The sequence below is a fragment of the Pseudarthrobacter sp. NamE5 genome (assembly GCF_005796225.1).
Taxonomy (GTDB): Bacteria; Actinomycetota; Actinomycetes; order Actinomycetales; family Micrococcaceae; genus Arthrobacter.
Genome location: NZ_VAHO01000002.1, coordinates 399,230 through 420,795, shown reverse-complemented (window position 1 = coordinate 420,795; position 21,566 = coordinate 399,230). Strand labels below are relative to the sequence as shown.

Annotated in this window: 16 protein-coding genes; 10 read left to right on the top strand and 6 right to left on the bottom strand. The window is 65.1% G+C overall.

Annotation, left to right across the window (positions count from 1 at the left end):
- Nucleotides 1-189: 189 nt before the first annotated feature.
- Complete coding sequence (locus FDW84_RS05180) at nucleotides 190-663, bottom strand: hotdog fold thioesterase (protein ID WP_138607172.1); 474 nt, start codon at nucleotides 661-663, stop codon at nucleotides 190-192.
- Nucleotides 664-841: 178 nt separating this feature from the next.
- On the opposite strand from FDW84_RS05180, the gene polA reads away from it, so the two are divergent.
- From polA to rpsA, 3 genes are all read left to right on the top strand, one after another.
- The gene (gene polA / locus FDW84_RS05175) at nucleotides 842-3,526 is read left to right on the top strand and encodes a DNA polymerase I (protein WP_138607255.1); all 2,685 of its coding nucleotides are present in this window, start codon (nucleotides 842-844) and stop codon (nucleotides 3,524-3,526) included.
- Nucleotides 3,527-3,584: 58 nt separating this feature from the next.
- Complete coding sequence (locus tag FDW84_RS05170; protein WP_138607253.1) at nucleotides 3,585-4,874, top strand: GNAT family N-acetyltransferase; 1,290 nt, start codon at nucleotides 3,585-3,587, stop codon at nucleotides 4,872-4,874.
- 233 nt (nucleotides 4,875-5,107) lie between these two features.
- Nucleotides 5,108-6,586 (top strand): 30S ribosomal protein S1, encoded by a 1,479-nt coding sequence (gene rpsA / locus FDW84_RS05165; protein WP_138134046.1) that lies wholly within the window; start codon nucleotides 5,108-5,110, stop codon nucleotides 6,584-6,586.
- 237 nt (nucleotides 6,587-6,823) lie between these two features.
- On the opposite strand, the gene FDW84_RS05160 is transcribed toward rpsA, so the two are convergent.
- Nucleotides 6,824-7,327 carry a GNAT family N-acetyltransferase gene (locus tag FDW84_RS05160; protein WP_138607170.1) on the bottom strand — a complete coding sequence of 168 codons (504 nt, stop codon included), beginning with the start codon at nucleotides 7,325-7,327 and terminating at the stop codon, nucleotides 6,824-6,826.
- Complete coding sequence (locus FDW84_RS05155) at nucleotides 7,311-8,000, bottom strand: IMPACT family protein (protein WP_138607168.1); 690 nt, start codon at nucleotides 7,998-8,000, stop codon at nucleotides 7,311-7,313. The genes FDW84_RS05160 and FDW84_RS05155 overlap by 17 nt, the downstream gene beginning before the upstream one ends.
- 102 nt (nucleotides 8,001-8,102) lie before the next feature.
- Here FDW84_RS05155 and coaE point away from each other — a divergent pair, with 102 nt between their 5' ends.
- The 5 genes from coaE to FDW84_RS19645 all read left to right on the top strand — a co-directional run bounded on the left by coaE (nucleotide 8,103) and on the right by FDW84_RS19645 (nucleotide 14,294).
- Entirely contained in the window at nucleotides 8,103-9,317 is a 1,215-nt protein-coding gene (coaE, locus tag FDW84_RS05150) for a dephospho-CoA kinase (protein WP_138607251.1), read from the top strand.
- A gap of 78 nt (nucleotides 9,318-9,395) precedes the next feature.
- Nucleotides 9,396-11,492 carry an excinuclease ABC subunit UvrB gene (gene uvrB, locus FDW84_RS05145; RefSeq protein ID WP_138607166.1) on the top strand — a complete coding sequence of 699 codons (2,097 nt, stop codon included), beginning with the start codon at nucleotides 9,396-9,398 and terminating at the stop codon, nucleotides 11,490-11,492.
- 202 nt (nucleotides 11,493-11,694) lie between these two features.
- A complete protein-coding gene (locus FDW84_RS05140; protein ID WP_138607164.1) occupies nucleotides 11,695-12,723 on the top strand; it encodes a TerC family protein in 1,029 nt (342 codons plus the stop codon).
- Nucleotides 12,724-12,853: 130 nt separating this feature from the next.
- On the top strand, nucleotides 12,854-13,828 hold the full coding sequence (locus tag FDW84_RS05135) for an MFS transporter (RefSeq protein WP_240721383.1): 975 nt from the start codon (nucleotides 12,854-12,856) through the stop codon (nucleotides 13,826-13,828).
- Entirely contained in the window at nucleotides 13,755-14,294 is a 540-nt protein-coding gene (locus FDW84_RS19645) for an MFS transporter (RefSeq protein WP_240721382.1), read from the top strand. Before FDW84_RS05135 ends, FDW84_RS19645 begins: the two co-directional genes overlap by 74 nt.
- On the opposite strand, the gene FDW84_RS05130 is transcribed toward FDW84_RS19645, so the two are convergent.
- From FDW84_RS05130 to FDW84_RS05120, 3 genes are read right to left on the bottom strand one after another with little or no spacing between them, the layout of a single operon-like run.
- The gene (locus tag FDW84_RS05130; RefSeq protein ID WP_171046659.1) at nucleotides 14,280-15,623 is read right to left on the bottom strand and encodes an alpha/beta fold hydrolase; all 1,344 of its coding nucleotides are present in this window, start codon (nucleotides 15,621-15,623) and stop codon (nucleotides 14,280-14,282) included. The two genes, FDW84_RS19645 and FDW84_RS05130, sit on opposite strands and share 15 nt — an antisense overlap.
- On the bottom strand, nucleotides 15,616-16,131 hold the full coding sequence (locus FDW84_RS05125; protein ID WP_138607162.1) for a GNAT family N-acetyltransferase: 516 nt from the start codon (nucleotides 16,129-16,131) through the stop codon (nucleotides 15,616-15,618). Before FDW84_RS05125 ends, FDW84_RS05130 begins: the two co-directional genes overlap by 8 nt.
- Before the next feature lie 39 nt (nucleotides 16,132-16,170).
- Entirely contained in the window at nucleotides 16,171-18,714 is a 2,544-nt protein-coding gene (locus FDW84_RS05120; RefSeq protein WP_138607160.1) for a DEAD/DEAH box helicase, read from the bottom strand.
- A gap of 96 nt (nucleotides 18,715-18,810) precedes the next feature.
- Between FDW84_RS05120 and FDW84_RS05115 the strand changes: the two genes are divergently transcribed.
- A complete protein-coding gene (locus FDW84_RS05115; RefSeq protein WP_138607158.1) occupies nucleotides 18,811-19,590 on the top strand; it encodes a trans-aconitate 2-methyltransferase in 780 nt (259 codons plus the stop codon).
- A gap of 144 nt (nucleotides 19,591-19,734) precedes the next feature.
- Nucleotides 19,735-21,504, top strand: coding sequence for an ABC transporter ATP-binding protein (locus FDW84_RS05110; RefSeq protein ID WP_171046658.1), 1,770 nt, complete (start codon nucleotides 19,735-19,737; stop codon nucleotides 21,502-21,504).
- Nucleotides 21,505-21,566: the final 62 nt, after the last annotated feature.

Below are 21,566 nucleotides of genomic sequence, written 5' to 3'. Positions count from 1 at the left end.
AACCAGAACCATCCAGCTCGGCATTCAACACAGCAAGGGCGGCACCAACCGCCGCGAACGCCCCCGCCACTGCCGCCTCACCCATACCCACATCATCCCAAGGGGGTCAGACATTCTGGGGTAGGGCCAAGGACAGGGCCAAGTACAGGGACGAGGGATGGGACGGGCGGGGTGGTTCAGGAAAGAGGGCTACCCCTGCTTTGGCGCATTCTCCCGAATCATGTTCGTGATCCGGGCGGTGGACAACCTGCGCCCCTGTTCGTCGGTCACGATGATTTCGTGGGAGGCCAGGGTCCGTCCCAGGTGGAGGGCGGTGCATGTTCCGGTGACAGTCCCGGCGGAGATGGAACGGTGATGCGTGGCGTTAATCTCAATGCCGACAGCGTGCCGGCCCGGCCCGGCGTGCATGCCGGCGGAAAACGAGCCAAGAGTTTCGGCCAGGACCGCGTGCGCACCGCCGTGGAGGATGCCGGCCACCTGGGTGTTGCCCTCCACGGGCATGGTAGCGATTGTCCGTTCGGGGCTCATTTCCACGAACTTGATCCCCATTTTCACCACCAAAGCTCCGATCCCAAAGCTGCCAAGCCAACCATGAAGATGGTCGGGGATGCCGGCTGCCGCCAGCTCAGCGGCGAAAGGCCCGGGCGTGAAATTGTCCATCATGGCAACTAGGCTGGCACCTGTGAGTGAAACAACCAAACCGGCCCCTTTCCCGTCCCAGACCCTGCAGGAGGACAACGCACCGCAGGGTTCAATCACCCTTGAGGACGCTGCTGTTCAGGACAAGGGTCCGGCCCCGGCCGGAGAATCGGTTTCGGCCACTGTTGCCCCGGTCGTCCCCATGACCGGACAGCCACGGCTTCTGGTGCTGGACGGCCACTCCATGGCATTCCGTGCGTTCTTCGCGCTGCCCGCGGACAAGTTCTCCACCTCCAACGGGCAGCACACCAACGCCATCCACGGATTCACCTCCATGCTGATCAACCTCATCAAGGAGCAGCAGCCCACCCACATTGCCGTCGCCTTCGACGTCTCGGACGAAACCACCCACCGCAAAACCGAGTACACCGAGTACAAGGGCGGCCGGAACGAGACCCCCCGGGAGATGAACAACCAGATCGACCTGATTGCGGAGGTGATGGAAGCCTGGGGCATCAAGACCATCACCATGCCCGGATACGAGGCCGATGACATCCTCGCCACGCTGGCCACCATGGGCGAAAAGGCCGGTTTCGAAGTCCTGCTGGTAACGGGAGACCGCGACGCTTTCCAGCTGATCAACGACAACGTCTTTGTGCTGTACCCGAAGAAGGGCGTCAGTGACATCCCCCGGATGGATGCTGCCGCCATCGAAGCGAAGTACTTCGTCCCCCCGTCCCGGTACTCCGACCTCGCCGCGCTGGTGGGCGAGACGGCGGACAACCTGCCCGGCGTCCCCGGCGTTGGGCCCAAGACGGCGGCAAAGTGGATCAACCTTTACGGCGGACTTGAGGGCGTCCTGGAACATTTGGACTCTATTGGTGGGAAAGTCGGCGACGCACTGCGGGAAAACGTCGACGCCGTTAAGCGGAACCGCCGGCTGAATGCACTCCATACAGACCTGGAACTCCCCGTCACGCTGGACGACCTTTACCAGCCCCGCCCCAACCAGGCGGCACTGGAGGACCTCTTTGACAAGCTCGAATTCAAGACGATCCGGAGCCGGCTCTTCGCCCTGTACGGCGATGAGGACAAGCCTGCCGCGGAGCGGGAGAGCATCGACACGCCGGACTACGTCACCCCGGCGGATGCCGCAGAACTCTCAGCCTTCCTGGCCGCCGGTGCGGGGCAGCGTGCCGCCTTAGCCGTAGACCTCGTTCCCGGCCGCATCGGCGAGGACGCCGCTGCGCTGGCCATTGTGCGGCAGGGCGCTGCTGCCTACATTGACCTGTCCGGACAGGACGCCGAGACGGAGAACGTCCTTGCCGGGTGGCTGCGGGACCCGGAGTCACCGAAGGTCCTGCATGGGTTCAAGGCCGCCCTCAAGGCGCTCACCGCGCGTGGACTCGAACTCGAAGGCGTGGTGGATGACACCTCAATCTCGGGCTACCTCATCCAGCCGGACCGCCGCACCTATGAACTCGCCGAGCTCGCCCAGCACCACCTCAACGTAGCGATCTCCTCCGCTACAGCCAAGGCGGGCCAGCTGGAGCTTTCGTTCGACGGCGAGGACAACGCTGCCGCTGACGCCCTGGTCCAGGCGGCCGCCGTCGTGCTTGCCCTTAGCCGCTACTTCGAAGCGGAACTGAAGGAGCGCCGCGCCGAGGAACTCCTGTCCACCCTGGAGCTGCCGGTCAGCCGGGTCTTGGCAGACATGGAGCTTACGGGCATTTCCATCGACATGGTGCGCATGGACGACCAGCTGGCCGATCTTGCCCGGGTCATTGACCAGGCGCAGGAGCAGGCGTTCGCGGCGATCGGGCACGAGGTCAACCTGGGCTCGCCCAAGCAGCTGCAAACCGTCCTGTTCGAGGAACTGCAGCTGCCCAAGACCAAGAAGATCAAGTCCGGCTACACCACGGACGCGGCCTCGCTCAAGAACCTGCTGGAGAAGACCGGGCACGAGTTCCTGGTCCAGCTCATGGCGCACCGTGAAGCAGCCAAACTTCGCCAGATGATCGAATCGCTGAAGAAGTCGGTGGCGGAAGACGGGCGGATCCACACCACCTATGCACAGAACGTGGCAGCCACGGGTCGGATTTCCTCGAACAACCCCAACCTGCAGAACATCCCCATCCGGAGTGAGGAAGGCCGCCGGGTCCGCGGAATCTTCGTGGTGGGGGAGGGCTATGAGTGCCTGCTCTCCGCTGACTACTCGCAGATTGAAATGCGCATTATGGCCCACCTGTCCGGCGACCAGGGCCTGATCCAGGCCTACAAAGACGGCGAGGACCTCCACCGGTTCGTCGGCTCCAACATCTTCCAGGTGCCTGCGGAAGAAGTCACCAGCGCCATGCGCTCCAAAGTGAAGGCTATGTCGTACGGGCTGGCGTACGGCCTGACGTCGTTCGGACTGTCCAAGCAGCTGGAGATCTCGGTGGACGAGGCCCGCACCTTAATGAAGGAATACTTCGACCGGTTCGGCGCCGTCCGAGACTACCTCCGCGGCGTGGTGGACCAGGCCCGTGTGGACGGCTATACGGCAACCATTGAGGGACGCCGCCGCTACCTGCCGGACCTCACCAGCACGGACAGGCAGCTACGTGAAAACGCTGAGCGTATCGCGCTGAACAGTCCCATCCAGGGCTCCGCTGCTGACATCATCAAGCGAGCCATGCTTGGCGTCCATGCCGAGCTGAAGGCGCAGGGACTGAAGTCCCGGATGCTGCTGCAGGTCCACGACGAACTGGTCCTTGAGGTGGCGACGGGTGAGCGCGAAGCCGTCGAGAAGCTGGTCACCGAGCAGATGGCGGCCGCAGCGGACCTCAGCGTGCCGCTGGAGGTCCAGATCGGCGTCGGTCCCAGCTGGTACGACGCCGGGCACTAGCAAGGGTCGGTGCTGGTCAGGCGCCGGTTTTCTTGGTTAGGCTCAGGTGGTGGCTGATCTGAGTGGTAACTATGAAATCCGGCGCTTCAGCGCTGTGTCCCAGGGCAAGGACGGTTACGCGCAGGCGGAAACCTGGAGCCGTGCAGTGTCCTTCGGCTTCCACGAATCCACCAGGACCGCCGAGCACGTGGCAAAATCGCTCGCGACCTACGAGGCCGACGGCCGGGTCCTTACCGGCGTTTACCAGACCGGCCCGGTGGCACCCTCGTCAATGCCTGCGGACGTGCCGGTGGCTACCTTCGCCACGTTCCGCAAGACCCTGAACATCGGCTTCGGGCAAACTCTCGAGGCGCACCTGGTCACCTCGGTGACCGTTCGCACCTCGCACCGGCGGCGGGGCCTGCTGCGCCGGATGATGTGCGAGGACCTGCAGCTGGCAAAGGAGGACGGCGTGGCAGTTGCGGCGTTGACGGCGTCGGAGGGAACCATCTACGGCCGTTTCGGCTACGGCGTGGCCAGCTTCGAACGCGTCGTCAAAGTGGACACCACCAGCCGCTTCAGCCTGCGGCACGAGGCCGCCGGCACCGTGGAGGTAGCGGACCCCAAAGCCTTGCTGGAGCTGGCACCGGCAGTTTTTGGCCGGGTCCACCGGTTGACCCCGGGATCCCTCGGCAGGCAGGAATGGTACCGGCAGCTGGCCTCCGGCTCGTTGGGCCGCGACGGCAAAGAGGACCCATCGGTCAAGGTGGCGCTCCACTACGGGCCCGGGGGAGACGTGGACGGCTACGTCTCCTACAAGTTCCTTGGCTGGGACACCGAGCCCTACACGGTGGAGGTGGTGGACCTGCTGGCCGGCAGCAACGACGCCTACCTTGAGCTCTGGCAGTACCTGGGCGCCATTGACCTGGTGGAACGGGTGTCGTGGTCTGAGGCGCCGCTTGATGACCCGCTTCCCTGGGCCCTGGACGATCCCCGCTGCATCGACTCCTCCGACAGCCGGGACATGCTCTGGCTCCGCATCCTGGACGTTCCGCAGGCGCTGACCGCCCGGCACTATCCCGCGGACGGCCGCCTGGCACTGGAAGTCCTGGACCCGTTGGGCCTTGCCGCTGGAACGTACGCGCTGTCAGCGCAGGGCGGCAAGGCCGCCGTCGAACGCTTGCCGGAAGCCGCGGAAGCAGACCTGACGATGGACGTGTCGGCCCTGTCCTCCATCTATATTGGCGGCGTCTGTCCCGTCACCCTCGCAGCGGCCGGAAAGATTTGCGAACACAGCGCAGGCTCCGCTTTGAAAGCCCGGCAGATGTTTGCGGTGGAACGGCCAACCCACTGCCTTACGCACTTCTGACGGCAGAACCCGCGGTCAGGAGCGGCCGGGGCCAGTGCGGGAGCGCTTTTGACCCGTGTTGTGCCCAGCCACTAGAATGAACGGGCGTGTGTGAAGTGTGCCCAGCTTTGGCTGCATGTGAACGCCGCGCAATCAGGATGACCCGGCAATTCCGCCGCGCTCCGCCTCCAGGTCAGTGCCCGGAAGTGGTGGTCGCCTGATCAACTAACTATCCACAACGGAGCCCCTACTACATGACCATCACCTCCACCGAGAAGCCCGGTACCCCCGTAGTCGCGATTAACGACATCGGTACCGCTGAGGACTTCCTCGCAGCTGTCGACGCCACCATCAAGTACTTCAACGACGGAGACCTCGTCGAAGGTACCGTCGTCAAGGTCGACCGCGATGAAGTCCTGCTCGACATCGGTTACAAGACCGAAGGTGTCATCCCCTCCCGCGAGCTGTCCATCAAGCACGATGTTGATCCCGGAGACGTCGTCTCCGTTGGCGATCAGGTCGAAGCCCTGGTGCTCACCAAGGAAGACAAAGAAGGCCGCCTGATCCTCTCCAAGAAGCGCGCTCAGTACGAGCGTGCCTGGGGCGACATCGAGAAGGTCAAGGAAGAAGACGGTGTTGTCACCGGTACCGTCATCGAGGTCGTCAAGGGTGGTCTTATCCTCGACATCGGCCTGCGCGGCTTCCTGCCCGCGTCCCTCGTCGAGATGCGCCGCGTGCGCGACCTGGCTCCGTACATCGGCCAGCAGATCGAAGCCAAGATCATCGAGCTGGACAAGAACCGCAACAACGTGGTCCTGTCCCGCCGCGCATGGCTCGAGCAGACCCAGTCCGAGGTCCGCTCCACCTTCCTCAACAAGCTGGAAAAGGGCCAGGTCCGTCCCGGCGTCGTTTCCTCCATTGTCAACTTCGGTGCCTTCGTGGACCTGGGCGGCGTAGACGGCCTGGTTCACGTTTCCGAGCTGTCCTGGAAGCACATCGACCACCCGTCCGAGGTTGTCGAGGTTGGCCAGGAAGTCACCGTCGAGGTTCTCGAGGTGGACCTGGACCGCGAGCGCGTTTCCCTGTCGCTCAAGGCCACCCAGGAAGACCCGTGGCAGACCTTCGCCCGCACCCACGCCCTCGGCCAGGTTGTTCCGGGTAAGGTCACCAAGCTTGTTCCGTTCGGTGCGTTCGTCCGCGTCGAAGACGGCATTGAAGGCCTGGTCCACATCTCCGAGCTGGCCGTCCGCCACGTGGAGCTGGCCGAGCAGGTTGTCTCCGTTGGCGACGAACTGTTCGTCAAGGTCATCGACATCGACCTCGAGCGCCGCCGCATCTCCCTCTCCCTCAAGCAGGCCAACGAGGGCGTCGACGCCGACAGCACCGAATTCGACCCGGCTCTGTACGGCATGGCCGCAGAGTACGACGAAGAGGGCAACTACAAGTACCCCGAGGGCTTCGACCCCGAGTCCAACGAATGGCTCGAAGGCTATGAAGCACAGCGCGCCGCCTGGGAGCAGCAGTACGCTGACGCCCAGACCCGCTGGGAAGCCCACAAGAAGCAGGTTGCCCAGCACGCTGCCGACGACGCTGCAGCTGCAACGTCCGGTGACAGCGATTCCGGTGCCACCAGCTACTCCTCGGAGCCCGCTGCTGAGTCCAACGCCGGTGCAGGCACCCTTGCATCGGACGAGGCTCTTGCCGCACTGCGCGAGAAGCTGACCGGCAACTAATTGCCGCCGGTGCCGGGCCTCCGGCGCCAGCACAACAGGCTCCCTGCTTCTGCAGGGAGCCTGTTGTGCTTAACCCCGGCCGTGCCCGTCCGGCTTGAGGACCTGAAGGCGTTACTTTGCCGCCCGCGGGCGGGGTGCCGCCTGGGTCGAGCGGTCTGCAGGCAGGCGGAGGGGCGAAAGTTACACCATTGGGCCGTTAGCCCCCACAAAGGGCAGGCCCCCCAAGGGCGGGCCCCCTTAAAGCGCGACGACGGCGTGAACGGTCCCGTTGTCGTCGGGCGTGAGGACTGCTCCAGCCCCGGCAAGGACACGTTGGGCGCCGAGGTTGCCTGTCAGGGTCCGGGCTGTGACCTGGTCGATGCCGGCCTTGCGTGCCTCTTCCAGCACGAGGCCCAGGGCAGCACTGCCGATGCCCCGGAACCTGAAGCTCCTGCCAAGCCAGATGCCGGTCTCCGCCGTGCACTGGCCCTTGTCGGAGGCAACGCGGCGCAGCCGGATGGAACCGGCCAGGCTGCCGTCGACAAGGATCCCCCAGGTCTTTTCTCCGGCGAGGCCATTGAGCCCATGGGCGGCGGCGCGGTGGTGGCTGCAGAACCACTCAGTCCGTTCCGGGTTCCAGCCGGGGCCGCCCAGAGGAGGAGCAACCTCGTCAGGGGAGGCATCCCGCCTGGCCAGTTCCAGGAGTTGTGCCAGGACAGACTCGTCGACATCCACCAGGGCCACGTCAGGGGAGCGGGACATCAACCCACTCCGTTCCTTCGCGGGCAAGCGTCGCGGTGCCCCCGGACAGGGACAACAGGCGCTCTGATGCGGTTGCCACAGCCTTCGTATCGTCGGGCACCGCAACACGCAGCACTGCATGCTGTCCTGCGTAGCTGGTTTCACCCATCACGAACCCTGCCGTCCGGAGGTCGTTTTCGAGCCTCCCGGCAGCGGTGTGCGGAACGTGGGTGGAGCAGATCCGCAAGCGGCTGCGGCGGACCAGCGGTGCCAGCGACAGTGCCGAAGACACGGACTCCGAGTACGCACGCACCAGGCCGCCTGCCCCGAGCAGCACGCCGCCGAAGTAACGCACGACGACGGCGCTCACGTCACTGAGGTCGGCCGCCCCGGGTGTCGTTTCCCTTTTGGCCAGCGCCTCGAGCATGGGGACCCCCGCTGTTCCCGATGGTTCGCCGTCGTCGCTCGAGCGCTGGATCTCCCGGTCCGGGCCGAGTATGAACGCTGAACAGTGGTGCCGTGCGTCGTGGAATTCGCGGCGGAGGCCTGCCACCAGGTCACGCGCCGACTCCTCGTTGTCCGTCCGGCGGAGGACCGTGATGAACCTTGAGCGCTTGATCTCGAGCTCGTGGCGGAAATCAGGCCCGCCGGCAAGGGTGGTGTAGGACCCCGTCCGGCTCTCTTGATCTGGCACCCACCAAGTCTAGTGTCGGAGACGGGTTGGAGGGCCAGTCCCGCCGGGATATTCCAGCGCGTTCGGTGGGGCCAGGGAGGCAGTCCGGCATAGTGTGGGATGGTGCTGAAAATCGGGTTGACGGGCGGTATTGCCTCAGGGAAGTCGGTGGTTGCGTCGCGATTGCAGGAACGCGGGGCAGTGCTGGTGGATGCTGATGCCCTTGCACGTGAAGTGGTTGAGCCGGGCACGGAGGGGCTGACCCGCATCGTGGCGGAGTTCGGCAAAGACGTCCTCGGCGCCGGCGGCCGGCTCGACCGCCCCAAGCTCGGGTCCCTGGTATTCGGTGATCCGGCCCGGCTCGCCGTGCTGAACGGGATCGTCCATCCATTGGTCCGTGCCCGCGCCGCTGCCATCGCCGCAGCGGCACCCACCGACGCCGTGGTGGTCCAGGATATCCCCCTGCTGGTCGAAACCGGCCAGGGGAGCAGTTTCCATCTGGTGCTTGTGGTGGACGCACCGGAAGACACCAGGCTCCAGCGGATGCTGGAGCACCGGGGGATGACCGACGAGGCTGCCCGTTCCCGCCTAGCGGCCCAGGCCACGCGGGAGGACCGGCTCGCGGAGGCGGACGTCGTCCTGGACAACTCCGGCAACATCCAGCACCTGCTGGAGCAGGTGGACCGGCTGTGGGAGGACCGGTTGGTGCCCTTCGCCCATAATCTCGCGGCAGGGACGCGTGCGGCGCGCGACAGCGGCCCTGTGCTGGAGCCGTACCGTCGTGACTGGGCGCGGCAGGCAGAGCGAATCTCGGCAAGGCTGGCGGCGGCGGCTCCCGGGCTCATCCTGGCGGTGGACCACATCGGCTCCACGTCCGTCCCCGGGCTGGCCGCCAAGGACGTCATTGACCTGCAGGTTGCGGTGCCGGACCTCGAAGCCGCGGCCGCGCTGGCACCGCTCCTGGCCGCCGCAGGCTTTCCGGCGGTACGGGGAATCGAATCGGACACTCCGAAGCCCAACGCGCCTGATCCAACCCAGTGGCAGAAGAGACTCCACGCCAACGCCGACCCCGGCCGTCCGGTCAACGTCCACGTCCGCGTTGCCGGCTCGCCCGGCTGGCGCTATGCCCTGATGTTCCGGGACTGGCTGCGGGACAACTCTTCCGCGCTCCGGCTCTACGCGGCGCACAAGGCAGAGCTCGCTGCGCGCTTCGCCGGGTCGGCCGGCACCACTGAGTACGCGGAGGCCAAGGAACCCTGGTTCACGGACGTTGCCTGGCCGCAGATGTCCGCCTGGGCCCGGCAAACCAAATGGGCTCCGCCGTCGTACGAATCCTGAAAGCGGCAAAATACGGTTGCTGTTCGCCCATAACGGACTGGACCGTGCAGTGTCGGTGCCCGGTTGTAGATTAGATCCATGAGCCTTGCGCAGGAGATCAACCGTGTTGTAGCGCCCTTCGAGGTCATCAGCGAATTCAAGCCCGCGGGCGATCAGCCGGCAGCCATCGCGGAACTCACGGAGCGCATCAAGAACGGCGAGAAGGACGTAGTGCTGCTCGGCGCCACCGGTACCGGTAAAAGCGCCACCACGGCCTGGCTGATCGAACAGGTCCAGCGGCCCACCCTGGTGATGGTCCAGAACAAGACCCTGGCGGCACAGCTCGCCAATGAGTTCCGTGAACTGCTGCCCAACAACGCGGTGGAATACTTTGTCTCCTACTACGACTACTACCAGCCGGAAGCCTACGTGGCGCAGACGGACACCTTTATCGAAAAGGATTCCTCCATCAACGAGGAAGTTGAAAGGCTCCGCCACTCTGCCACCAACGCGCTGTTGACCCGTCGGGACGTCGTCGTCGTCGCTACCGTGTCCTGTATCTACGGCTTGGGCACGCCGGAGGAATACATCGCAGGTATGGTCACGCTCCGCAAGAGTGCGGAGATGAACCGTGACGACCTCCTCAGGAAATTTGTGTCCATGCAGTACGCGCGCAATGACATGGACTTCCACCGGGGTACCTTCCGGGTCCGCGGGGACACTGTCGAGATCATCCCGATGTACGAGGAACTGGCTATCCGCATCGAGTTTTTCGGTGACGAGATTGAGAACATCCAGACCCTCCACCCGCTGACCGGAGAGGTGATCCGCGACGAAGAGGAGATGTATGTCTTCCCGGCCTCCCACTACGTCGCCGGGCCCGAGCGTATGTCCCGGGCCATCAAGCGGATCGAGGACGAGCTTGCCGACCGGCTTAAGGTACTCGAGGGTCAGAACAAGCTGGTTGAGGCTCAGCGGCTCCGGATGCGGACCAACTATGACCTCGAGATGATGCAGCAGATGGGCTTCTGCAACGGCATCGAGAACTACTCCTCGCACATCGACGGCCGCGCACCCGGAACAGCTCCACACTGCCTCCTCGACTACTTCCCGGATGATTTCCTGCTGGTGGTGGACGAGTCCCACGTGACCATCCCCCAGATCGGCGCGATGTACGAAGGCGATATGTCCCGCAAGCGGAACCTGGTGGATTTTGGCTTCCGCCTGCCCTCCGCCATGGACAACAGGCCGCTTAAATGGGACGAATTCCTTCAACGCATTGGCCAGACTGTCTACCTGTCCGCCACCCCTGGCAAGTATGAACTGGGCAAGGCTGATGGCTTCGTCCAGCAGATAATCCGGCCCACCGGCCTTATTGATCCCGAGGTGGTGGTGAAGCCCACCAAGGGCCAGATCGACGACCTGCTGGGCGAGATCAAGATCCGCACGGCAAAGAACGAGAGGATCCTGGTCACTACCCTCACCAAGCGGATGGCGGAGGACCTCACGGACTACCTTCTCGGACACGGCATCAAGGTGGAGTACCTGCACTCGGACGTAGATACCCTCAGGCGGGTGGAACTGCTGCGTGAACTCAGGATGGGTAAGTTTGATGTCCTGGTCGGCATCAACCTGCTCCGTGAGGGTTTGGACCTGCCCGAAGTGTCGCTGGTCAGCATTTTGGACGCAGACAAGGAAGGTTTCCTGCGGTCTTCCACGTCGCTGATCCAGACCATCGGCCGTGCAGCCCGTAACGTCTCCGGGCAGGTGCACATGTACGCGGACCGCATCACGGACTCCATGGCGCAGGCCATCGATGAAACAAACCGCCGCAGGGCCATCCAGGTTGCCTACAACACGGAACACGGCGTGGATCCGCAGCCCTTGCGGAAGAAGATTGCAGATATCACGGACCAATTGGCCAAGGAAGACGCCGACACCCAGGAGCTGCTCAACAACAATCGGCTGGCGAAGGGGGGCAAGCGGAAGGCCGCGGCCAAGGGTGCCGCCCAGGTGCGGGCGGACGGCCTTGCCGCAGCGCCTGCCGAGGACCTGGTGGGGCTGATCGAACAGCTGACGGAGCAGATGCACGGTGCCGCAGCCGAACTGCAGTTCGAAGTCGCAGCCCGGATTCGGGACGAGGTCAGTGAGCTGAAAAAGGAGCTGCGGCAGATGCAGGCAGCCGGTCACGCCTGACACAAACGCAGCTGCGGACAGCCCGGCTGGCTGCCTGCGGTACAGTTAAGGTCACGTAGGGGAGTATCCCAAGCGCTACGATCGTCAACACGCAGGGCATGGATGCCCAGCCGGGCGTAGCGGGCCGCCATTTCAGCACCAAGTGCGCAGGCAGGCCGGAGAGACTTACACCGCATCTCTGTACCCTGCGAAAGGCTACCCTGTGCTCGAATTGCCCGTGTGGTTCGAGGTCGGCTCTTTTGTCGTCCTCGGCCTTATCCTCCTGATCGACCTTCTCCTGGTGGTCCGCCGGCCCCACGAACCCTCCATGAAGGAAGCCGGCCTCTGGGTAGCGTTCTACGTCAGCCTTGCGCTGGTGTTCGCCGGAGCCATGTTCGCTTTCACCGGCCCGGAATACGGCGGCCAGTTCGTTGCCGGCTGGGTCACCGAATACAGCCTCAGCATCGACAACCTGTTCGTCTTCATCATCATCATGGCCCGCTTCTCGGTGCCCCGGAAGTACCAGCAGGAAGTGCTGATGGTGGGCATCATCATCGCGCTGATCCTGCGCGGCATCTTCATCCTGCTGGGGGCCATCGTGATCGAGCAGTTCAGCTGGGTGTTCTACATCTTTGGCGCGTTCCTCCTGTGGACAGCCTGGAAGCAGGCCCAGGACGAGGGTGAAGACGAGGAAGACCGTGAGAACCCGCTGATCGCCAAGATCCGCAAGGTGATCCCCATGTCCGAGAAGTTCGACGGCGGCAAGCTGCGCACCACGGTGAACGGCAAGAAGGTCTTCACCCCCATGCTGATCGTGTTCATCACCATCGGCCTCACGGACCTGCTGTTCGCCGTCGACTCCATCCCCGCAATCTTCGGACTCACCCAGAGCCCCTTCATTGTGTTCACGGCCAACCTGTTCGCCCTGATGGGCCTGCGCCAGCTGTACTTCCTGCTGGGCGGCCTCATGAATCGCCTGATCTACCTGAAGCACGCTCTGTCCTTCATCCTCGCTTTCATCGGCGTCAAGCTGGTCCTGCACGCGATGCACGTCAACGAGCTTCCCTTCATTAACGGCGGGCAGCACATCGAATGGGCTCCCGAAATCCCCACGTTCGTGTCCCTGGGCGTCATCGTCGGTACCATCGTTATCGCCGTGGTCGCCAGCCTGGTGAGCTCCAAGGCCAAGGAAGCGCACCTGGATCCGCGGCTCGAGGAAGATGTGCGGCGGAGCCACAGCGACGTCGAGTAAGCGCCTCTTTCCTGTAATTTCCTGGAAAACCCGGCCGTCCTGCGGCCGGGTTTTCCCGTTTAAAGTCGGTTCTCCGAGCCGGCAAAAAGTGGCTCTGTAGGTGCGGCGGGAGCGGGACTATGCTCGGAGCATGGCTTCCGCCCTGACGCCTGAACAACCCGCCCTGCCTTCGGAACAAGGAGTGCGCCGGGTGCAGCGGCGCACCGTGGTGCTGCTGAGCGCAGCCCAGGTGTTCGGTGGAATCGGCACCGGCGCCACCGTGTCGATCGGCTCCATCCTTGCCGTGGAGCTTTCGGTTTCCAGTGCCTGGGCCGGCGCCGTCGCCACTGTCATGACACTGGGCGCGGCACTGGCAGCGCTGCCCCTCGCCTCGCTGGCAGACCGCCGCGGCCGCCGCGCCGGACAGGTCACCGGACTCTCCGCCGCCCTGGCGGGTGCCACGCTGATGGTGCTCGCAGTGGTTTCCGGCCTTTTCATCCTCCTGGTGCTGGGGGCCGCCGGCATAGGCGTGGGCACCGCCGCCAGCCTCCAGGCCCGCTTCGCCGCCGTCGACCTTGCCGACACGGAACACCGCGGCAGGGCACTGTCCGCCGTCGTGTGGGCCGTGACTGTCGGGGCGGTGGCCGGACCCAACCTCATCCAGCCGGGCACGGTCGTCGGCGAAGCCCTCGGCCTTCCGCCCGTTGCGGGGCCCTTCGTGATCGCAGGGGCAGGGCTCCTCGTGGCGAACGTCCTGGTGTTCGCCGGGCTGCGGCCGGACCCACTGCTGCTGGCCAGGGAGATCGCATCCCGGGAGGCGGGCGGAGGCGGGCAGGGCAAGGAACAGGTGTTGGCGGCGGTCCAGGGGCACTGCAGCGAAGGGGCAGCCACCAGCGGGCCGGCCCAGAACCCCGGGGCAGGCAGTTGGACCAGCGAAGCGCGACGGCGGCTCACTGGTCCGCGGGCTGCGCGCCATCCGCGGCTCCCGGACAGCGCTTCTGGCGGTGGCTGCCGTCGTCGGAGCGCATGCGGTGATGGTGGGTGTGATGTCCATGACGCCCCTCCACCTGCAGGAACTGGTGGAGGGCCCGGGTGCCGGCCACACCGGCCACACTGCGTCCGGTGAAGTGCTGGTGATCATCGGATTCACCATCTCCCTGCACATCGCCGGGATGTTTGCCTTGTCGCCGGTCATGGGTTGGCTGACCGACAAAGCGGGCCGGGCCCAGACAATCATGATCGGCTTCACCCTCCTGATCACAGCCGTGGCAGTGGCCGGGTTCGGCGGGTCGTCCACGGGTGCGGTCGCAGTGGGGCTGGTCCTGCTGGGCCTTGGTTGGTCGGCCGTCACGGTGTCCGGTTCCACCCTGCTGGCCGAAAGCGTGGGGCAGGAGTCCCGCGTGGTGGTTCAGGGCGTTTCTGACATGCTGATGGGGGCCGCCGGTGCGGTGGGCGGGGCCGTCTCAGGCCTGGTCCTCAGCTGGGCCGGCTACCTCGGGCTGAACCTGCTGGGCGGCGTGGTGGGCGCAACCGTCCTCGCCGGTGCCTTCCGCACCGTCAGGGCCCGGCGGCGCCAGTCAGCGGCCGCCTGACCGAACCATACCCAGCAGCCGGCCGAATATGCCTTCGCCGTCATCCGCGATGCCGTCATGGTGGAAGTCGGCGGTCTCCCAAACCTGGAGTCCGCGGACTGCGGAGGCTGTCTCAAGGGAGAGCTTGCGGTCCACATAGATGTCGTCGGAGTAGACGGCGGCAGCCACAGGAACGGTATTGGCGGCCAGCCTGTGGGGGTCGTAGAGCGGCCGCCAGTCCTCTTTGGCAGCCAGCAGCCCTGCCACCTCTTTCAGGGGCCGAAGCGCCGGATCCTGCTCGAAGTACCAGGGATAGACCATCTCGCCCGTCAGCAGCAGCGGTTCCGCATCCGGCCGGAATTCAGGGTACTCGTCCAGCACCCGCCAGGCGGACCAGCCGGTGGCCTGTCCCTGCCCGTAAATGGATTCGTGCATCAGGGCGTAAAGCGGGTTGGCACGGCGCGACACGATGCTCTGCACCTGGTCCAGGAACACGTCGGAAAGCCTCGCGCCGCCGTCGGCTTCGGTGAAGGCATCCTCCAGCAGGTAGTGCAGGCTGTCCACCCTGGTGTTGCCGCCCAGGTAGGCACCCAACATCTGGAAGCGCTCCACAGTGAGGGGGCCGCCGTCGGGCAGGAATTCCGGCGTGCTGCGCAGGTGCCGGGCGATGCGTTCCACCGTGGCACGGTCCTCCGGATACCAGCCGAAGTACTCAGCGTTCCGGGCGGCCACCCGCTGGAACGTGGCCCGGTAGACGTCGTCCGCGGGGCCGGACAGGGGCGGGAGGCCACCGGTTACCAGGACCTCGCGCAGGCCCTCCGGGGCAAACGACAGGTAGGACAGCGCGCAGAAGCCGCCGTAGCTTTGGCCGTACACCGTCCAGGGCCCGGAGCCGAGCGCGTCCCGGATCAGCTCGGCGTCGGCCACGATCGAGTCGGCGCGGAAGTGCGCCAGGTAGGCGGCCTGGCTGCCAGCCGGCCCCCGCAGCGGCAGGGTGTTGCGGTCTATCGGTGACGACAGGCCGGTGCCCCGCTGGTCAAGCATCAGGATGCGGAAGTCCCTGGCAGCGGCTTTGCTCCAGCCGCCCAGCGAGCCAAACCTGTTGCCGCGCCCGCCCGGGCCGCCCTGAAGGAACAGCAGCCAGGGAAGCTGCGCCGCCTTGTCCTCGCTGTGCGCCGCCGAAACGTACTCCCGGGCGAAGACGGTGATGGTCTCGCCGGAGGGCGCGGAGTGGTCCAGCGGGACGGTGAAGAGATGCTCAGCGGTGCGCATGCCCCGGAACTCGTGCCTGGCCCTGACCTCATGCTGCGCCCGGACCCTTGCCCCGGCCGGTGTGCCTTCCTCAGCCATGGGCGACGGCGGGGATGGTGCTGCCGGACTTATCGCTGCCGAACGCGGCAAGGGCTTCGCCGGTGAGCCGGAAGGTGGACCAGCCGTCCATCGGCCTGGCCCCCAGGCGGCGGTAAAAGTTGATGGACGGCTCGTTCCAGTCAAGGACGCTCCACTCCACCCGGGCGTAGCCGCTCTCCACGGCGATGGCGGCCAGGTGCTGGAGCAGCGCCTTTCCGTGCCCTTCGCCACGGGCCTCCGGGCTGACGTACAGGTCCTCCAGGTATATCCCGTGCACGCCTTCCCAGGTGGAATAGTTCAGGAACCACAAAGCAAACCCCTGGACTTCCCCTGCCCCGTTTTCCGCCATGGCAGCGAACACCCGCGGGTTCTCCCCGAACAGCACCTGCTGCAGCCTCTCCGGAGTGTTCCGGACGGCGTCCGGTTCTTTCTCGTAGTGCGCCAGTTCGTGGATCATCCGAAGGATTGCGGGGACGTCATGGGGGTTTGCGGGGCGGATTACACTCATTGTTCGAGCTTACCGGCCCGCCCCGGGCAAGGGCACGAGTCAGAGCCGGTTGACGTCCGTTACCCTGATGACTGCCGTTCCCGTTACGTCGGATGCCGCCAGGTCCACCTCGGCTGAGATGCCCCAATCGTGATTGCCGGCAGGATCGTCGAAGATTTGCCGGACCTTCCACTGGTCCTTTTCTTCCGTAATCAACAGAAGTCCCGGGCCGCGGGCGTCCGGCCCGGTGCCAATGTCGTCGTGTTCGTCGAAGTAGTCGTCCAGGGCGTCCTCCCACCGGTCTGCATTCCAGCCGGCAGGGCCGTCGAGTTCGCCCAGCGCTGCAGCGTCCTCGTCCGCAAACAGCTCCACCCGCCGGAACATCTCGTTGCGGACCATCACCCGGAAGGCGCGGATGTTGGAGGTCAGCGACGGCGGGGGCGGCGGGGGTGCGTCGTGCGGGGTGGGCGCGGCGCCGGAAGCCAGTTCCTCCCACTCATCCAGGAGGCTCGAGTCGACCTGGCGGACCAGTTCGCCGAGCCAGGCAACGAGGTCCTCGAGGTCTTCGCGCAGCATGTCCTGCGGCACGGTCTGCCGCAGCGCTTTGAAGGCGTCGGCGAGGTAGCGCAGGACGATGCCCTCGGAGCGGGCCAGTCCGTAAAACTGGACGAATTCGCCGAAGTTCATGGCCCGTTCGTACATGTCGCGGACCACTGACTTGGGCGCCAGCTCGAAGTCTCCCACCCACGGTGCGGCCTTCCGGTACACCTCGAACGCTTCGCCGAGGATCTCCGCCAGCGGCTGCGGGTAGGATACCTCGTCCAGCATGGCCATCCGCTGGTCGTAGTCGATGCCGTCCGCCTTCATGGCTGCCACAGCCTCGCCGCGGGCCTTCTTCTGCTGCGCGGAAAGAATCTGGCGCGGTTTCTCCAGCGTCGCCTCAATCACTGACACCACGTCCAGGGCGTACGACGGCGACTCCGGGTCCAGGAGCTCCAATGCGGCGAGTGCGAAGGGGGACAGCGGCTGGTTGAGCGCGAAATTCGGCTGGAGGTGGACAGTCAGCCGGACCGTGCGGCCGTCAGCGCCCTGCTCTTCAGGAGGGATCCGCTCCACGACTTCCGCGGCCAGCAGCTCCCGGTAGATGCCCAAGGCTTTCTTCATGAGCTGCAGCTGCGAGGACCGGGGCTCATGGTTTTCGGTCAGGAGGCGGCGGGCGGCGGCGAAGGGGTCGCCCGGCCGTTCCATCAGGTTCATCAGCATCGCGTGCGTCACGGTGAAGCTTGAGTTCAGCGGCTCCGGCACGGATTCGACGAGCCGTTTGAAGGTCGGTTCCCCCCAACTCACGAACCCTTCCGGCGGCTTCTTTTTGACCACCTGGCGCAGCTTCTTCTGGTCGTCGCCGAACTTGGCCACTGCCTTCGCCATGGCTTTGACGTTTTCCGTCACATGTTCGGGGGCTTGTACCACCACAGTTCCGGCGGTGTCGTAACCGGCGCGGCCTGCCCGGCCGGCAATCTGGTGGAACTCGCGTGAGTTGAGCAGCCGGGTGCGGACGCCGTCGTATTTGCTTAGTGCGGTTAGCAGAACCGTGCGGATGGGCACGTTGATGCCCACGCCGAGGGTGTCGGTGCCGCAGATGACCTTGAGCAGGCCGGCCTGGGCCAACTGCTCCACCAGCCGGCGGTATTTGGGCAGCATGCCGGCATGGTGCACACCGATCCCGTGCCGCACCAGCCGGTTGAGTGTCTTGCCGAAACCGGCGGCAAAACGGAAGTTCGCAATCAGCTCCGCGATGCTGTCCTTTTCCTCGCGGGTGCAGACATTGATGCTCATCAGGGTCTGCGCGCGGTCTATAGCCTCGATCTGGCTGAAGTGCACCACATAGACGGGCACCTGCCTGGTGGAAAGCAGCTCCTCCAGGGTCTCGTGGACCGGGGTCTCGTGGTAGTAGTGGTGCAGCGGAATGGGGCGCTCGGCCGAGCTCACCGTGGTGGTGGCGCGTCCGGTCAGCGCAGTCAGCCCTTCCTCGAACCTGCTGACGTCGCCCAGCGTGGCCGACATCAGGAGGAACTGTGCCTGCGGAAGCTCCAGCAGGGGAACCTGCCACGCCCAGCCACGCTGGGGGTCCGAGTAGAAATGGAACTCATCCATGATCACGGTGCCCAGTTCTGCCGCGGACCCCTCGCGCAAAGCGGTGTTCGCCAAAATTTCTGCCGTGCAGCAGATGATGGGCGCATCCTGGTTAACGCCGGAATCGCCCGTGATCATCCCCACGTTCTCCGCGCCGAAGATCTCGCACAGGGCAAAGAACTTTTCGGATACCAGTGCCTTGATGGGAGCGGTGTAATAGCTCCGCCGGCCCTGGGCCATCGCCTGGAAGTGCGCGGCGATGGCCACCAGCGACTTACCGGACCCGGTGGGCGTTGCCAGGATGACGTTTGCCCCGGTTGCCAGCTCCATGATGGCCTCATCCTGCGCCGGGTAGAGGGCCAGTCCGCGGCTTTCCGTCCACTCAACGAACGGCGTGTAGAGGTCATCGGGGTCGACGCCGGCAGGCGGGGTGGGAGCGGGCAGGCAGGTCAGCTGGTCAACGAGTTTCATTGATTTCCAGCTTAGTGCCCTGCCGGGCCCCTCATTCCGCCGCCGCCGCGTTAGGCTTCGCCGTGCACGGGAAGGCAATTGAGACTGGAGATGGACATGAAATGGGATCCGGCACAGTACGTCCAGTTCGGTGATCATCGGGACCGGCCGTTCTTCGACCTCACTGGCAGGATCCATGCGGACCGGCCGGTCCAGGTGGTGGACCTGGGCTGCGGTCCGGGGAACCTGACGGCAACACTTGCGGAGCGCTGGCCCGGCGCGGAGGTGGTGGGCGTTGATTCTTCGCAGGAGATGCTCGCCAAAGCGGCGCACCTCGCGGAGGGCAACCCTTCCCTGCGCTTCGAACTGGCGGACATCGCCGGCTGGAAACCGTCTGCGGAGACGGATGTGGTGGTGAGCAATGCTGCCTTGCAGTGGGTGCCTGGCCACCAGGACATGATGCGGAGCTGGCTGCAGGACCTCCGTCCCGGCGCTTGGTTCGCCCTTCAGGTCCCGGGAAACTTTAACGCCCCTTCCCATGCGCTGATGCGCGACCTGGCAGCTTCGCAGCGGTGGGCACCGAAGCTCGGGCAAGTGCTGCGCGGGGGAGAATCGGTGGGGGAGCCGGCGGACTACCTCCACATCCTGCTCGACGCCGGCTATGCCGCGGACGCGTGGGAGACCACCTATCAGCAGGTCCTGCCGGGCAGGGATGCGGTGCTGGAGTGGGTGCGGGGTACTGCGCTCCGCCCGGTACTTGCTGTTTTGACGGCGGAGGAGGGCGAGGAGTTTGAAGCGGCCTATGCAGCAGCCTTAAGGGAGGCATATCCCCGAACAGGTCACGGCGCCGTGTTTCCGTTCCGAAGGACCTTCGCGGTAGGACGGAAAAGGGACTGATTTGTCAACTTGTTAGATGTCCTCTACAGGCTGGTCATCGCTTTGACAAAACTTAAATGTGATGTGGCTTACAATAGCGGGGTGGCTGATGGGGGAGAGGCTACCGCCGGCGCCCCATCGGCTGACTGACCTACTGGAGGTAAGTTGCTGATCGGATTGATGAGGCGGGTGCTGGGAGCCCATAAGGGCCATGTTGCCGCCATTGTTGTTCTCCAGTTGGTGCAGGCGGCCGCCACCCTCATGCTGCCCACGGTCAACGCCGCCATCATTGACGAGGGCATCGTTGCGGGGAACAACGCACTCATTCCCGGTCTCGGCGTAGCAATGGCCGCAATCGCCGTGGTACAGGCTGCCACGGCCATCGCGGCGGGTTATCTCGCTGCCTTAGTGGCCATGAAGATCGGGCACCAGTTGCGGGCGGACATCTTCACCAGGATCCAGTCGCTCTCCTCACAGGAAGTGGCTGTCTTCGGAACCCAAAGCCTGACCACCCGGGCCACCAATGACGTCCAGCAGATCCAAGCCTTTGCGGTGCTGGTGTTCACCATGCTGGTGGCGGGGCCGGCGATGGGCCTGGGAGGTATCGTCCTCGCCCTGCAGCAGGACTTGGCGCTGTCCGCAGTGGTGATCGTGATCGTGCCCCTGCTCCTCCTGATCATGTACCGCATCGTGCGGCGGCTCATCCCCCTCTACCTCGAGGGGCAGGACCTTTTGGACCGGGCGGGGAGCATCCTTCGCGAACAGATCATCGGCGCCAGCGTGATCCGGGCATTTGTCCGCCAAGACCATGAGGTCCGGCGCTTTGCGCGAACCAACAGCGCACTGACAGCTAACAACCTCCAGTCGGCACTGCTGGTGGCAGGAATGCTGCCGATGATCATGCTGGTGGTCAACATGTCCTCCGTGGCCGTGGTGTGGTTCGGCGGGCACCGGATCCAGGCCGGCCTGATGAACATCGGGGCACTGGCTGCGTTCATCGCTTACATCCTGCAGATCCTGCTCGCCATTATGATGGCGATGTACGTCCTTACGACAGCCCCGCGGGCGTCGGTCTGTGCAGAGCGCATCGACGCAGTGCTCTCGCTGGAACCCACAGTCCGTGACCCGGAGGCAGCCACGGTGGCGGCAGTGCCCGCGGCAGGCCGGCTTTCGCAGGACCTGCCGGCTCCGTCCTGCCGGCTGGAGTTCAGCAGCGTGGGATTTTCCTATCCAGGCGCCGAAGCTCCGGTCCTCGCCGACATCACCTTCACTGCCGCTCCGGCCACCACTACCGCCATCGTAGGATCCACCGGCAGCGGAAAATCCACGTTGCTGAACCTGATCCCGCGCTTCCTCGACTCCACTTCGGGGACCATCAGCCTCGACGGCGTGGACACCAAACATCTTCCGCTCCAAACCCTCCGTTCTGCCATGTCCATCGTTCCCCAGCACTCCCACCTGTTCTCGGGGACCATAGCGGATAATCTCCGGATTGCTGCGCCGGCCGCCACGGACTCGGAACTCTGGGCGGCCCTGGAGACGGCACAGACCATGCGGTTCATGCGCGTGCTGCCGCTCGGTCTCGCCACTCCCGTGGGTCAGGGCGGAACGAACCTTTCCGGGGGGCAGCGGCAGCGGCTATGCATCGCGCGGGCCCTGCTTCGCAAAAGCCCGCTCTACCTTTTCGATGACAGCTTCTCGGCCCTGGACTACGACACGGACACCAGGCTGCGGCAGGCCCTTGCAACAGCCCTCGCCCCGGCCACGGTGATCCTCGTGGCGGAGCGGATCTCCGCCGTTGAAAATGCGGACCTGATCCTCGTTTTAGACGACGGTCACGTGGTGGCGCAGGGAACCCACGCTGAACTGCTCGAGGGTTCCCCCACCTACCGGCTCATTGCGGATGCGCAGCTGGCGCTGGACGGCACCCTTTGACCGCCCCGCTGGTGGCCCCGGCCCCGGCCGAAAGGTTCTGGCCAACAGCCGGGCGTCTCCTG

Coding starts and splice junctions, on each gene's coding strand:
- FDW84_RS05180 (WP_138607172.1), bottom strand. CDS start 663: ATGATGGACAATTTCACGCCCGGGCCTTTCGCCGCTGAGCTGGCGGCA.
- polA (WP_138607255.1), top strand. CDS start 842: ATGACCGGACAGCCACGGCTTCTGGTGCTGGACGGCCACTCCATGGCA.
- rpsA (WP_138134046.1), top strand. CDS start 5,108: ATGACCATCACCTCCACCGAGAAGCCCGGTACCCCCGTAGTCGCGATT.
- FDW84_RS05160 (WP_138607170.1), bottom strand. CDS start 7,327: ATGTCCCGCTCCCCTGACGTGGCCCTGGTGGATGTCGACGAGTCTGTC.
- uvrB (WP_138607166.1), top strand. CDS start 9,396: ATGAGCCTTGCGCAGGAGATCAACCGTGTTGTAGCGCCCTTCGAGGTC.
- FDW84_RS05135 (WP_240721383.1), top strand. CDS start 12,854: ATGGCTTCCGCCCTGACGCCTGAACAACCCGCCCTGCCTTCGGAACAA.
- FDW84_RS19645 (WP_240721382.1), top strand. CDS start 13,755: ATGACGCCCCTCCACCTGCAGGAACTGGTGGAGGGCCCGGGTGCCGGC.
- FDW84_RS05130 (WP_171046659.1), bottom strand. CDS start 15,623: ATGGCTGAGGAAGGCACACCGGCCGGGGCAAGGGTCCGGGCGCAGCAT.
- FDW84_RS05125 (WP_138607162.1), bottom strand. CDS start 16,131: ATGAGTGTAATCCGCCCCGCAAACCCCCATGACGTCCCCGCAATCCTT.
- FDW84_RS05120 (WP_138607160.1), bottom strand. CDS start 18,714: ATGAAACTCGTTGACCAGCTGACCTGCCTGCCCGCTCCCACCCCGCCT.
- FDW84_RS05115 (WP_138607158.1), top strand. CDS start 18,811: ATGAAATGGGATCCGGCACAGTACGTCCAGTTCGGTGATCATCGGGAC.